At 29.0% G+C, this 13,208-nt stretch carries 14 protein-coding genes; 7 read left to right on the top strand and 7 right to left on the bottom strand.

Annotated features, from left to right (window positions below):
• Positions 1-203 precede the first annotated feature (203 nt).
• On the bottom strand, positions 204-1,418 hold the full coding sequence (argJ, locus tag CUEA01_RS04640) for a bifunctional glutamate N-acetyltransferase/amino-acid acetyltransferase ArgJ (protein WP_234122123.1): 1,215 nt from the start codon (positions 1,416-1,418) through the stop codon (positions 204-206).
• 25 nt (positions 1,419-1,443) lie between these two features.
• Positions 1,444-2,481 (bottom strand): N-acetyl-gamma-glutamyl-phosphate reductase, encoded by a 1,038-nt coding sequence (gene argC, locus CUEA01_RS04645; protein WP_234119010.1) that lies wholly within the window; start codon positions 2,479-2,481, stop codon positions 1,444-1,446.
• Positions 2,482-2,677: 196 nt separating this feature from the next.
• Between argC and argB the strand changes: the two genes are divergently transcribed.
• Entirely contained in the window at positions 2,678-3,565 is an 888-nt protein-coding gene (gene argB, locus CUEA01_RS04650; protein WP_234119018.1) for an acetylglutamate kinase, read from the top strand.
• Complete coding sequence (locus CUEA01_RS04655) at positions 3,547-4,707, top strand: aspartate aminotransferase family protein (RefSeq protein ID WP_234119020.1); 1,161 nt, start codon at positions 3,547-3,549, stop codon at positions 4,705-4,707. Before argB ends, CUEA01_RS04655 begins: the two co-directional genes overlap by 19 nt.
• Positions 4,708-4,941: 234 nt before the next feature.
• On the opposite strand, the gene CUEA01_RS04660 is transcribed toward CUEA01_RS04655, so the two are convergent.
• A complete protein-coding gene (locus CUEA01_RS04660) occupies positions 4,942-5,307 on the bottom strand; it encodes a hypothetical protein (RefSeq protein WP_234119022.1) in 366 nt (121 codons plus the stop codon).
• A 387-nt stretch (positions 5,308-5,694) separates the two neighbouring features.
• Positions 5,695-5,934, bottom strand: coding sequence for a TIGR03905 family TSCPD domain-containing protein (locus CUEA01_RS04665; RefSeq protein WP_234119024.1), 240 nt, complete (start codon positions 5,932-5,934; stop codon positions 5,695-5,697).
• 142 nt (positions 5,935-6,076) lie between these two features.
• Here CUEA01_RS04665 and CUEA01_RS04670 point away from each other — a divergent pair, with 142 nt between their 5' ends.
• Positions 6,077-6,973 (top strand): YncE family protein, encoded by an 897-nt coding sequence (locus CUEA01_RS04670; RefSeq protein WP_234119026.1) that lies wholly within the window; start codon positions 6,077-6,079, stop codon positions 6,971-6,973.
• Here CUEA01_RS04670 and CUEA01_RS04675 read toward each other — a convergent pair.
• Together CUEA01_RS04675 and CUEA01_RS04680 are read right to left on the bottom strand one after the other, a co-directional pair.
• The gene (locus CUEA01_RS04675; RefSeq protein ID WP_234119028.1) at positions 6,963-7,490 is read right to left on the bottom strand and encodes a DUF4364 family protein; all 528 of its coding nucleotides are present in this window, start codon (positions 7,488-7,490) and stop codon (positions 6,963-6,965) included. The two genes, CUEA01_RS04670 and CUEA01_RS04675, sit on opposite strands and share 11 nt — an antisense overlap.
• Before the next feature lie 149 nt (positions 7,491-7,639).
• Entirely contained in the window at positions 7,640-7,837 is a 198-nt protein-coding gene (locus CUEA01_RS04680; RefSeq protein ID WP_234119030.1) for a hypothetical protein, read from the bottom strand.
• 133 nt (positions 7,838-7,970) lie between these two features.
• On the opposite strand from CUEA01_RS04680, the gene pdaB reads away from it, so the two are divergent.
• Positions 7,971-8,744, top strand: coding sequence for a polysaccharide deacetylase family sporulation protein PdaB (pdaB, locus tag CUEA01_RS04685; protein WP_234119038.1), 774 nt, complete (start codon positions 7,971-7,973; stop codon positions 8,742-8,744).
• 95 nt (positions 8,745-8,839) lie between these two features.
• Complete coding sequence (locus tag CUEA01_RS04690; RefSeq protein ID WP_234119040.1) at positions 8,840-9,523, top strand: single-stranded DNA-binding protein; 684 nt, start codon at positions 8,840-8,842, stop codon at positions 9,521-9,523.
• An 879-nt stretch (positions 9,524-10,402) separates the two neighbouring features.
• Here the strand turns inward: CUEA01_RS04690 and dapD are convergent.
• Positions 10,403-11,113 (bottom strand): 2,3,4,5-tetrahydropyridine-2,6-dicarboxylate N-acetyltransferase, encoded by a 711-nt coding sequence (gene dapD / locus CUEA01_RS04695; RefSeq protein ID WP_234119042.1) that lies wholly within the window; start codon positions 11,111-11,113, stop codon positions 10,403-10,405.
• 568 nt (positions 11,114-11,681) lie between these two features.
• On the opposite strand from dapD, the gene CUEA01_RS04700 reads away from it, so the two are divergent.
• Both CUEA01_RS04700 and CUEA01_RS04705 read left to right on the top strand, forming a co-directional pair.
• Positions 11,682-11,819, top strand: coding sequence for a hypothetical protein (locus tag CUEA01_RS04700; RefSeq protein ID WP_234119044.1), 138 nt, complete (start codon positions 11,682-11,684; stop codon positions 11,817-11,819).
• A 92-nt stretch (positions 11,820-11,911) separates the two neighbouring features.
• On the top strand, positions 11,912-13,201 hold the full coding sequence (locus CUEA01_RS04705; RefSeq protein ID WP_234119046.1) for a radical SAM/SPASM domain-containing protein: 1,290 nt from the start codon (positions 11,912-11,914) through the stop codon (positions 13,199-13,201).
• Positions 13,202-13,208 lie beyond the last annotated feature (7 nt).

The raw sequence follows: 13,208 nt of genomic DNA on the forward strand, positions 1-13,208 counted from the left end.
CAGAGTACAGAGTACAGTGAAGGATGATTTTCTGTAGCAAAGCTACAGAAAATCTTAAAACTTAAGTCTATGATTGCTTACACAATCATAGACTTAATGTTGTTTAGCGAAGCTGGACGACATATAAGTTTAAGATTTACCTGACGTAAGGAAAGGTAAATCAACCTTAACTGTACTCTGTCATCTGTCATCTGTACTCTGATTTAAGTTGTGTAGCACCCGTTGATTTTCACGTATTCATAAGTCAAGTCACAGCCCCAAGCTGTAGCATTAAAATTTCCATCATTTAGGTCAATAATAATTGTAACAGAATTTTCACTAAGGATTTTAACTGCAAGGTCTCTATCAAATTCTACAGAGGCGCCTTTAACACAAGTAGCTACTGTGCCTACAGAGTTTGAAAATGATATATCAACCTTTGACGGATCTAAAGCTGCACCACTGTATCCAAGTGCACAAATTATTCTACCCCAGTTAGGATCACTTCCAAATATAGCTGTTTTTACGAGACTTGATTTTATTACTTCCTTTGCACTTAGTTTAGCATCTTTTAGAGAGCAGGCATTAAAAACTTTTGTTTCAATTAATTTTGTAGCGCCTTCTCCATCCTTTGCAATCATTTTTGAAAGTTCTATATTTAAATGATGAAGTGCTTTTTTAAAGATTTTGTAATCATCATTTTCCTCAGAAATAGTTTTGTTCATAAGAGAACCATTAGCAAGCACAATTACAGTATCATTGGTACTTGTGTCTCCATCAACAGAAATCATGTTATAAGAGTCTTCTACACTTTCCTTTAAAGCTTTATTTAACATTTCTTTACTTATATTTACATTTGAAGCTATAAAGGAAAGCATTGTACCCATATTTGGATGAATCATTCCTGAACCTTTTGCCATAGCACTTATAATGGCCGTTTTTCCATCAAGTTCAAATTCTACAGCTACTTTTTTCTCTATGGTATCGGTAGTCATTATTGCTTTTGCAGCTTCATTTCCACCTTCGTGAGAAAGCTCACTACAAGCTTTTTTTATTCCAGGTATAACAATATCCATAGGAAGAGGAACACCAATAACTCCAGTGGAGCATACAAGCACCTCATTAGTTTCTAAATTTAAAAATTGTGCTGTAGTACTAGCCATTTCAAGAGCTTTTTTATATCCGTCATCACCTGTGCAGGCATTAGCATTGCCGCTGTTTACAACAATAGCATAGGTTTTGCTTGATTTTATATGTTCCATATCTAAAAGAACAGGAGCAGCTTTTACTTTGTTTGTTGTAAAGGTTGCAGCAGAAACACAAGGCTTTTCGCTGTATATTACACATAAATCATTTCTTTTTCTTTTTAAACCACTGTGTATTCCAGCAGCTTTAAAAAATGGTACATCAGTTATGGATTTATCATAAAAAAATTTCATCATACTTCCTTCTTTCATATATTTTTTATGGAAACATTGGAATCATATTAATACCTGTAGTTTCATCTAAATCATACATTATATTCATATTTTGAACTGCTTGACTTGCAGCACCCTTCATAAGGTTATCAATAGCAGACAGAACAATAATTTTATTAGTCCTTTTATCTATTCTTATTGCTATATCGCAATAATTTGAACCTTTAACCCACCTTGTTTCTGGAAGTTCATCTATTACTCTTATAAAAGGTTTATCTTTATAGAAATCTCTATATATTTTGTATACATCTTCAATATTAACTTTGTTACTTAAATTTGCATAGCAGGTAGCTAGAATACCTCTATTCATTGGAACTAAGTGAGGAGTAAATATTAAATTTATTTCCTCTTTTGCAACATCAGATAGAGTTTGTTCAATTTCAGGAGTATGTCTATGTGAAGCAACTCCATAAGCTTTTATACTATCATTACATTCAACATATAGATTATTTGTTGAAGCCTTTCTTCCTGCACCAGTTACACCAGATTTTGCGTCAATTATTATGGAACTTTTTTCTATTAAATCATATTTTAATAAAGGGATAAGAGCTAGGGAAGATGCTGTTGGATAACAACCAGGGTTTGCAATTAAATTAGAAGCTTTAATGTCATTTTTATAGAGCTCTGGCAATCCATAAACAGCTTTAGGAAGTAAATCAGTACAGCCGTGTTTAATTTTATACCACTGTTCATATACTTCTTTTGATTTTAATCTATAGTCGGCGCCTAAATCAATTACCTTAACACCTAAATCTATGGCTTTTTGTGTTATGGAAAAGGTTGCACCTGAAGGCAAAGCCATAAAGAGTATATCAATTTTATTTAAATTAAGTTCTACATCATCATCACCTATGCATATTTGTGTTGTTATACCTTTTAGATTACTGTATATTGAGTTAAAGGTATTATTAGCATAGCTGTGAGATGCTAGAAAAATTATTTCTACATTGGGATGGTTTATTAATAATTGTGTGAGAACAGCTCCAGCATATCCTGTTGACCCCATAATGCCTGCTTTTATCATCTTCGTCATCACTCCAGTTTTTATTTTAATCAATTATAATTTTTAAATTTGCAATCAAAATTAAGAAAATTTGATGCAATTAACATTATACATAACAATGATTAAATATTCAATAAAATTCACAAAATTTATTGAAAACTTAGCTAAAAATGTGTATAATTATACGCGACAATAAAATTAAGGTTGGTGTTGTTATATGAAAAATATTGAAAATGAATTAGAGGAGCCTTTAGGGGAACTTAAAGCTTTTAAGGGTAAGACATTTGTAATTAAATATGGTGGAAGTATAATGAAAAATAAGGAAGCAGAAAATGCTTTTATAGAGGATGTAAAAGCACTTAGAAATATAGGTATTAATCTAGTTATAGTACATGGTGGTGGACCAGAAATATCAAAATGGCTTGAAATTTCTGGAGTAAAGAGCAATTTTATTGAGGGACTAAGAGTTACGGATGAAAAAGTAATGGAAATAGTTCAAATGGTTTTATCTGGCAAAATAAACAAAAGTCTTTCATTAAATTTAAATTTGAATGATGTAAAAGCTGTTGGATTAAGCGGCGTTGATAATAAAATAATACAAGCTTGTAAAAAGTATGTTTATAAGAATGATGAGAAAATTGATATAGGCTATGTTGGAGATGTTGTAAATATAAATGAAACTTTTATTGTAAGTTTAATTAAAAATGGTCAGGTTCCAGTTATTTCACCTATAGGATGTGATGATAATGGAAATATATATAATATAAATGCTGATTATGCAGCTTCATTTATAAGTTCTGCTTTAAATGCTGAAAAACTTATAATATTAACTGATGTTGCAGGTGTATATAAAGACATTAAGGATCCTAGCAGTTTAATTCATAATTTGAGTATAAATGACATAGATTACTATATAAAGGAAGGAATTATATCAGGTGGAATGATTCCTAAAATGGAGTGCTGTGTTAAAGCTATATTAAATGGAACACAAAATGTTCATCTTATAGATGGAAGAAATGAACATTGTTTAATTAATGATTTATTAGATTATAGTGGAACTACCATTTATGATAAGGAGGAAGAAAAATGTCAGAAAGTTATTTAATGAACACTTACGGAAGATTTAATATTGTTTTTGAAAAGGGTATTGGTACAAAACTTTATGATACACAAGGTGAAGAGTATCTTGATTTTGTTTCTGGTGTTGCAGTAAATTGTCTAGGACACTGTCATCCAGCAATAGTAAAAGCTGTGCAAGAGCAAAGTAGCAAGCTTATGCATATATCTAATTATTATTGGAACGAAAATGCAATGAAACTAAGTGAGATATTGTGTAAAAATAGTGATCACAGTAAAGTTTTTTTATGTAATAGTGGTACAGAGGGTATTGAAGCAGGTATAAAGCTTGCTAGAAAATATGGAGCAATACACGGAGAAGATAAAAAGCAAATTATATATATGAATAATTCTTTCCATGGAAGAACATTAGGAGCGTTATCAGTTACAGGGCAGCCTAAGTATCAAGAAACTTTTAAACCACTTATTCCCGATGTAGTAAGTGTTAACTTTAATGATGAAAATGATATAAAAAGTAAAATAAGTAACAAAACTTGTGCAGTTATAATTGAACCCATACAAGGAGAGGGAGGAATTATACCAGCCGATAAAGAATATTTAAAACTCCTTCGTGAATTATGTGATAAAAATGATGCGCTTTTGATTTTCGATGAAGTTCAATGTGGAATAGGAAGAACGGGAAGCCTTTTTGCGTATAAGAAATTTGGTGTTGTACCAGACATAGTATGTATAGCAAAAGCTTTAGGTGGTGGATTTCCAATAGGTGCTATGCTTGCCAATGAAAGGGCAGATGTATTTGAGCCAGGTGATCATGGCAATACATATGGAGGAAATCCACTTGCAGCTGGTGTTTCACTTGCTGTCTTAAATGAACTTATCAATAATGGAGTTTTACAAAATGTAGAAGAAAAAAGTAAGTATATGTTTACGAAGCTGAATGCTTTAAAAGAAAAATATGAAGTTATTAAAGAAGTTAGAGGAATGGGGCTTCTAATAGGAACACCCTTAAAATGTGATATAAAAGCCGTTATAAATAAATGTTTTGAAAATAAGCTTCTTTTAATAACCGCAGGAAAAGATACAATAAGATTTTTACCACCTTTAAACGTAAATCTATACGAAATAGATAAGGCACTTGAAATATTTGAAAAAGTTATAGCTTCTTTATAGGAGCATGTGAAAAATATAGGTATTCTTTTTTACGAGCCGCTCATGAGGCTTCATGTGTGGTATAGTAAAACCTACAGAATACCTTTTTTCACATCCTCCTATAGATAGGTAATATAAAAATAAAATTGAAAATTTCAAATCTATCATGATAAATTGTAATTTTAATGTTTCAAGCATTTTATCTCTATAGAAAACCCAGTTCAACTATTAAAAGTCACAGAGGTTTATCTTTATCTATATAGTACTATAAAAGCTATGGCGGTTTCTAAATGTGTAGGCTATAACTAGTGCGGAAAATACCGCATTGCCTATAAAGAGTTGACTATGATAAATATTAGCCTGTTTTATACTAATAATTAAGAATAGCGATGAATATATAAGCATAGTCCAATATCCCCATTTTTTTAAGTTAAGATATCCATAAGCCATAATTATTGAAAATAATGAAATAACTATTCTTACTGCCGTTTCAGGTAAAAATGGAACCCCAAATCGTAAATTAATATCAATATCTTGTTTTACTCCTAATGTTAAGATTAATGCAATTGCCCCAAAAATGTAGAAGTATCCAATGAATGTTATCCAACTAGGCCTTTTCATATATTAAAACCTCCGATTTTCACTACTTTATATGGTAAATTATATACAAATCTTATAGTGATTTCAATATTTTATACAGTGAAATTTAGATAAACAGATATTTACTTTTTATTTGGCTATGTTTTTGTTCCTATACATTAGGCAACTAGATATTCATGTACACCAAAATTCCGTAGGCACGGAGGAAAATATTCCTTAATTCACGTAGAAGCAAAGTAGTAGTGTTGAAGTGACGATTTAAAGAAATTCTTATAAATCTTAGGGGGATATTTTAAAAAGACTTAGAAATTTTAATTGTTTGAACGATAGTGAGTTATTAAAATTTCTTAGGATTTTTAAAATATCCCCCTTAGATTTATTGAATTTATTTAATGTCACGAAACACTACTACTTTGCTTCCTCTAATGCTTTTGCAAGTTGGTCAGGACATGATGTTCCTTTTCCTCCGCAGTTAACACCTTTTAATCTTTTAATAACTTCGTCTACATCCATACCTTCAACTAATTTAGATATTCCTTGTGTATTTCCAGAGCATCCACCAACAAAACTAACATTGACAAGCTTATTGTCAACTACGTCAAAATGAATTTCTTTTGCGCAAACTCCAGTGGGTTTAAAAATATGCATAATAAGTATCATCCTTTCTAGCTTATGTTCTATAGATAAATATACAGTAAAAAAATAAATATTGTCAAGATTATTTATAGCACTATGTTAATACCTTTCATATTATAATAGTGAAATTACGCTAAGAGGATGTGAAAAAATTGTGAGCTTAATTTGTATATGTAATTGTGGATCTGATGATATATCAGTTGTTGAGTTGGAGAATTTGAGGGAGATTTATAAAATTAACATGAAGGGGGGATATGAAAGAATAGGTCCCCACGGTATATGCAAATACAAAGATAAGCTAATTACTGCTAATAATTATAGTAATACTTTGTCATTAATTAATTTAAAAGAAAGGAAAGTATGCAAAAATTATTTTATTGGGATGAATTGCAATGATGTTAGAACTTTTAAGGATAGTGCATATGCGATATGTGGTGATTCAAATAGCATAGTAAAGTACAACCTTTTAAATGAAGTTATAGAAGAACTTATTCCATGCAGGTATATGCCTCACAGCATTGATTTTAACAGTAAAACTAACTACTTTGTTGTTACTAATATAATTAATTCAAATATAACAGTTTTTAATGGTGAAAATACAGAGGATATATATAACATAAAAGTAGGAGAATATCCAACTAAATCCATTTTTACTGATGATGGAGAAAGTGTGATTGTCTGTGAAAGCAATATAGGAACTGATTTAAATGGGAGTATAAACATAATTTCCCTTAAAAGCAAATCATGCATATCTAAAATAAGTTTGGGAAAGTGGCCGATAGATATATTTTATGATAAAGATTTATGCTTTGTATCAAATTTTGGGGATGGCACTGTTAGTATAGTAAGTTTAAAGGAACTAAAGGAAATAGAGAGAATATACATTGGCGGAATGCTGAGGGGAATTATTGAGGATAAGGGAAAATTGTATATAGGAGATAATTATAACAATAATTTTATATGTTTCGATATTAAGACAAATACAAAAAAAATAATACCTATAGGAAAAGAACCTACAGGCATGTTGCTGTTTCGGAAAATTAATCTTTAGTTAGCAGGCTTATTATTTTTGTATATAAATCAGAAGAAGAGTTTTTCCATTTTGCGCATAATTCCCTTGCTTGTTTATTTGAAACTACATTTAATTTTACTTCTATTAGAGTTATATCACTTTCTTTAGCCTTTAAATTAACAATATAGCTATTTTTATTTTCTATTGTATAATCTGCTGTTATGCTTATTGCGTTTTTAATATTGTTCATATTTACATTTATATATTTGTCAACAAGTGATTTTTTATCATCCATAAGCCTATTTGAAAATAAGTTTAATACTTTTATACCTGAAGCTGTTATAGAAATCCTATTTTTACCATCTTGCTCTACAGACTCAACAAAATTTGAAGAAATCAACTCCAAAATATACTGTTGAAGAATAAAATAGTTCATAAAATTATTTTCAAGAATTATTTCTGTAAGCTGGTTTTTTGAAATAGGAAATTTTAATTCATTAAGTATATAAAGTAAAAGAAGTTTGTTCTCAGCTAGTTCTAAAGTGTCTTCAAACATCCTTTTTCCCCCTTAACTAATGTGAATGGAGAGTTTCCATTTTTATATTAACAATATTTATTATACCATAAAAAGCACCACTTAATAGGTGCTTTTTATAATAAATTATTAAATTTTATATTATGGTTTAAAGAATCCAAAATCCTAAATTAGCTTAATTTGTGCTTTATAGGTATTTTCGCGCCTTTTTCATTTCCAATAAAATTATCTTCTTTATATTTTTGAAGTTTTGATTTTTGAATTTTAACTTCCCTTGAGTGGAACTTATTTGACATACATAGATTTTCGGATGCAAATTCCTGATTATGACCATTTATATTTGTATATGATATTTTTTCATTTGCCATAAAATATTCCTCCCCTAATTATTTATTTCAGCTGTTAAATAATTAAAATTTCTATAAATTAGTTTTTACTAAAACAATATATTTATTCATATATTTAATTTTGAAGAATAAATTTTATATTGGAGGTAAGCTAGTGCATATAATTTTAACTACTAAGCTTAAAATTAAAAAAATATTTTTTTTGATTTTAGTTGCTATTTGTAGTATTGCAGCATTTTTTTATATTTATAATAGTAATTTAGGAGTATTTTTAGGAAACAATAAAAAGTTGCCAATATATAGTGTTGACACCAATAGTAAGAGTATAGCTATAACTTTTGATTCTAGTTGGGGAAAAGATAATACATCAAAAATTTTAGATATACTTGATAAGAATAATATAAAGGCAACATTTTTCCTTATAGGGAGGTGGTGTGAAGATTATCCGGAAGAAACAAAAGAAATTGCAAAGCGTGGAAATGAAATAGGAAATCATTCTTATAGGCATCCAGATATGACAAGAATGTCAAAAAGTCAAATTGTAAAAGATATTACAATGGCAGATGATGAGATATTTAAGCTTACAGGAAAAAAGGTAGAGTTATTTAGGTGCCCTTCTGGGTCTTATAATAATTCAGTAATCGAAGCAGTAGAAAGCACAAATCACAAATGTATACAATGGGATGTAGATAGTGTTGATTGGCAAGAAAGAGGTGCGGAAACTGAATTTAATAGAGTAATTAAAAACGTGAAACCTGGTTCCATATTGCTTTTTCACAACAATGCCAAATATACGCCTGAAAATTTAGTTAAAATAATTAAAAAGTTAAAGGAGGAGGGATATAAATTCGTTAAAGTTTCAGAATTACTATATAAAGATAACTTCCATATTGATTATAATGGAAAACAAATAAAAAATAACTATTGAAATATGACTTAAAATTGTATTATAATGGAAAAGAAGTTTAAATTTAATTTATATTTAGGGGATAGATTTAAATACTAAGGGAAAGAAGGGTTATAATGGACAACTTAATGTTAAATAACAAATTGTATTTAGAGGGAATTATTGCCACAAAACTTGAGTTTAGTCATGAAATGTATGGAGAAGGTTTTTATAACTTTTACCTTGATGTTCAAAGGCTAAGTGATGCAAAGGATAGGTTATTTGTCACTGTATCCGAAAGATTAATTACTGGACTCGATTTGTCGGTTGGAAAGGAAATAATAGTAGAGGGGCAGCTTAGATCATATAATAAATTTGTAGATGGAGCTAATAGACTTATACTTACAGTATTTACAAGAAATATTCAGCCTTGTACCGAAAGAAGTAAGAACCCAAATCAGATATTTTTAGATGGATATATCTGCAAAAGGCCAGTTTATAGAACTACACCATTTGGTAGGGAAATATCAGATATGCTTTTAGCAGTTAATAGAGCTTACAATAAATCTGACTACATACCCACAATAGCATGGGGTAGGAATTCCAGATTTTGTGAAACTTTAACTGTTGGAGATAATATAAGAATATGGGGTAGATTACAGAGCAGAGAATATGAGAAAAAAGTTTCTGAGGCTGAGGCAATTAAAAAAATAGCTTATGAAGTGTCAATCTCAAAGATGGAAAAGGTTTCAAAAGAAAACGATAAAGTTGAAGAAATTGAAATGGATACTGAAGAGACACAAAGCAAAAATGCTATTTAAAAAAACTTAAACAAAATGAAATATTGGGAAAAATCGATTAAACGATGAAGTAATGCTTTTCTTTGTGCACTGTGAAAAATGGTTTATGCTTAGTAGGCTATTTTTTATGATGTTAACTTGGAAAAGCATTTTTTAAATTAAAGATTTATGCAGAGTACAAAGTACAAAGAACGATGGGGTTGTCGCACAAAAAGTATTTTATACACAAGTTTTAAATATTACGAACCTTTATTCAGAGTACAGTTGACAGAGTACAGAGTACAGTGAAGGATGATTTTCTGTAGCAAAGCTACAGAAAATCTTATAACTTATTTTTTTATTGCTTACGCAATCGCTGTATTATTAATGTTGTTCAGCGAAGCTGACAACATTTAAGTTTAAGATTTACCTGACGTAAGGAAAGGTAAATCATCCTTAACTGTACTCTGTCATCTGTACTCTGTACTCTGAATAAAGGTTCGCAATAATTTTAAATTGCGTATTAAATAAGCTTATTGCGACAGCCCCTTAAAACTTATTTTTTTATTGCACTGCTACTGTTATTGAAAGTAATATGTTTATGTAGTATCCCAAAATTCCGTAGGGACTAAAATTTTTTCCTTAAACCCACGGTTAAAGAAAGTAATATTGTTGTGGAACGATTTAAATAAAGGTCAATAAATATTAGAGGCTTTAATAGTATGCATAATTTATTGCATATTTCATTAAAAATTAGTACACTATGGTTAAGGAACCTACATGGGCTAAAGCCCAAACCTCTAGCATGTGTACTTAGAAGTTTCAATTTGTCTGAGCGACTAGCGAGTTATTGAAACTTCTTAGGATTTTAATAATTAACCTCTTAGATTTATGACCTTTATTTAATGTTCCACAATAATATTACTTTCTTAAATCATCCATTATTTTTGTTTTGTCTTTGGTTTGGTCATCTACAACTTTTATTATTTTTGCAGGTGTTCCAGCAACAACAACGCCTGAAGGTACATCGTCAACAACAACTGAACCAGCTGCTATAACTGATTTATCACCAATTTTAACACCCTCAAGTATAACTGAATTTGCACCAATTAAAACATCGTCACCAATTTCGCAAGGTGACTTACTAGGTGGCTCTAAAACTCCAGCAATTACAGCTCCAGCACCAACGTGGGACCTTTTACCAACTTTGCCTCTTGCACCTACAACAGCGTTCATATCAATCATGGCACCTTCGCCAATTTCAGCGCCTATGTTAATTACAGCACCCATCATTACTACAGCATTTTCACCAATAAGCACTTTATCTCTTATAATAGCACCAGGTTCAATTCTAGCATTTATTTTAGTTAAGTCGATAAGTGGTATTGCAGAATTCCTTCTATCTTGTTCTATTTTAAATTTCTTTATTTTATCTTTGTTCCCTTCAAGGAAATTAGATATTTTATCACTTTCGCCGAAAATTACATAAAAATCATTTGAACCAAAGCAGTCAACATCGTTTAATGTAACATTGCTTAAATCACCATTTACGTAAACTTTTAATGGAGTTGCTTTTTTTGCATCTTTTATATATTTTGCTATTTCATATGGATTTGTTAAATCGTAATTCATTGAAAAACCTCCTAAATTATAAATATGTACAGGAGGATGTGAAAAAAGGTATTCTATAGGTTTTATTATACCGCACGTGAAGTTTCATGAGCGGCCCATAAAAAAGAATATCTAGGTTTTTCACATGCTCCTACAAATAACACTATTATTTTACCATAAAACCTAATATATATTAAATAAAGTTTTATAAAAATACAAAGTTTTTAATAAAAACTAATAGTAATTGAAAAACAATATAGTTCGACTATAATAAATAAAATTTAAATGTAAGAAACTTTATAAAATGAATACTTGATACAGCATAAATTGTTCTATTCGCTAGGGATATTTGGTTTAATATAAATCAATTTTTTAAAAAAAAGTATATATTTTTTATATATTTTAATAAAAAAGTATACTTTAATTGACAATACAACAAAATATCAGTATAATTATCACTAACAATATAAATATTGTTAAAATATACGAATAACACAAATAGTGATAAAATATATATTAACAATATAAATGTTGTTAAAATATATATTGATCTATAATTAAAGATAATATTAGATTGGTGGTGAAAAGTATGAAAAATATAGCAAAGGAAAAAGGAGAAATTGTTGCTGAGGAGATAGTAATATCAGAAGAAGATATGAAAGCCTTAGAGGAAATGAAAGATCATTTAGCTAATGGTCATCTAGGTCTAGTAGGTTGTACACTATAGTTTTAAAACTGGAAAAATAAAAGTTCTCATATCTTTTTGAGGTATGGGAATTTTTGCATAATATGAAATTGTATAGTTAGGAGACGTTTTAAATGTATAATATAAGTGATTATGTGATAAGTTTTAATGAAAGTATAGGTGCAATATATAATGTTCCTAACTTTTCGCTGATAAAAGTTGCTCCTAAAATTGCAGAACAAATAAAAGAAGAAATTAAAAGCAATTGTATTTCAGAAGATACACTTGGTTTTTTAAAGAAAAATTTTAAAAAAAATAATGAAAAAAGCAATTATCTATTTGATTTTGTAGATAATAAAAAAATAAGCAAACTACAATTTATGGTTACTAATTCCTGCAATCTCAATTGCAAGTATTGTTATGCGAATGGTGGTACATATAATCAACCTGTGGGCACAATGTCTACAAAAACAGCAGACGATATTATAGATAAATTGGCTTTAGATATTGATGAAATTAATTCAGTACAATTTTTTGGTGGAGAACCACTTCAAGCATATAAAGTAATAATGCATATTTGCGATAGGATAAGACAAAAATTTAAAAAAGTCAATGAATTTACAATGGTAAGTAATTTTACAATGCTACCAATAGAATTTATTGATTATATAAAAAAATATAATATTAGTATAACGGTAAGTTTAGATGGACCAGAAGAAATTAATGATAGATTAAGAATAGCAAAAAATAAAAATTTCAGTACTTTTAAGCAAGTTAAAAATAATATTGATTTACTTAGGGCATATGGAGGAAACATTAATGCAATTGAATGTACTTATACTGATGAACATAAAAAACTGGGTTATACAAAAGAATGGCTTAGAAATTTTTTTAAACAGCAGTTTAATGTTGAGATGATTATTATTGCTGATGAAGGAAAAAAAGATACTTTAACAAAATTGGATTTAAAAGATATTATAGATGATTTTAAAAATAATAAAAACATATCTGTTGAAAAAATTGGAGTCTTGATTAAATTACTTAAAAAAAGTAACATTTCAAGATATTGTAATGCGGGTTTTAATGCCATTACATTTTTTCAAAATGGTGATATGTATCCATGCCATATGTTTGTATTAAACAACGATTATTACATGGGAAATGTAAGTGATGATAATATTTTTTTTTCTTCTAAATTTAAATCGGTTAAAAATAAATTGGATAATATTAATAAATGTGATGATTGTAATGCTAGAAACATATGTTCAAAATGTCCTGGAAATTTATCTTTAAATTCTTCGAAAGCAAATGATATAAGTATATGTGAGACTTATAGGAAATTTATGGAAGATATAATTTTAGAAATTGTAAACTTTTTAGAGCATTCCAACTTAAAAGATTTGTTACCTTTAAATAAGTTTTAAACTGAGG

Origin of the sequence: Clostridium hydrogenum (genome assembly GCF_021432385.1) — a bacterium.
GTDB lineage: Bacteria > Bacillota > Clostridia > Clostridiales > Clostridiaceae > Clostridium_S > Clostridium_S hydrogenum.

Bases quoted from the DNA above. Each gene is read 5' to 3' on its own strand.
- argJ (WP_234122123.1), bottom strand. From the start codon at position 1,418: ATGAAATTTTTTTATGATAAATCCATAACTGATGTACCATTTTTTAAA.
- argC (WP_234119010.1), bottom strand. From the start codon at position 2,481: ATGATAAAAGCAGGCATTATGGGGTCAACAGGATATGCTGGAGCTGTT.
- argB (WP_234119018.1), top strand. From the start codon at position 2,678: ATGAAAAATATTGAAAATGAATTAGAGGAGCCTTTAGGGGAACTTAAA.
- CUEA01_RS04655 (WP_234119020.1), top strand. From the start codon at position 3,547: ATGTCAGAAAGTTATTTAATGAACACTTACGGAAGATTTAATATTGTT.
- CUEA01_RS04660 (WP_234119022.1), bottom strand. From the start codon at position 5,307: ATGAAAAGGCCTAGTTGGATAACATTCATTGGATACTTCTACATTTTT.
- CUEA01_RS04665 (WP_234119024.1), bottom strand. From the start codon at position 5,934: ATGCATATTTTTAAACCCACTGGAGTTTGCGCAAAAGAAATTCATTTT.
- CUEA01_RS04675 (WP_234119028.1), bottom strand. From the start codon at position 7,490: ATGTTTGAAGACACTTTAGAACTAGCTGAGAACAAACTTCTTTTACTT.
- CUEA01_RS04680 (WP_234119030.1), bottom strand. From the start codon at position 7,837: ATGGCAAATGAAAAAATATCATATACAAATATAAATGGTCATAATCAG.
- CUEA01_RS04690 (WP_234119040.1), top strand. From the start codon at position 8,840: ATGGACAACTTAATGTTAAATAACAAATTGTATTTAGAGGGAATTATT.
- dapD (WP_234119042.1), bottom strand. From the start codon at position 11,113: ATGAATTACGATTTAACAAATCCATATGAAATAGCAAAATATATAAAA.
- CUEA01_RS04700 (WP_234119044.1), top strand. From the start codon at position 11,682: ATGAAAAATATAGCAAAGGAAAAAGGAGAAATTGTTGCTGAGGAGATA.
- CUEA01_RS04705 (WP_234119046.1), top strand. From the start codon at position 11,912: ATGTATAATATAAGTGATTATGTGATAAGTTTTAATGAAAGTATAGGT.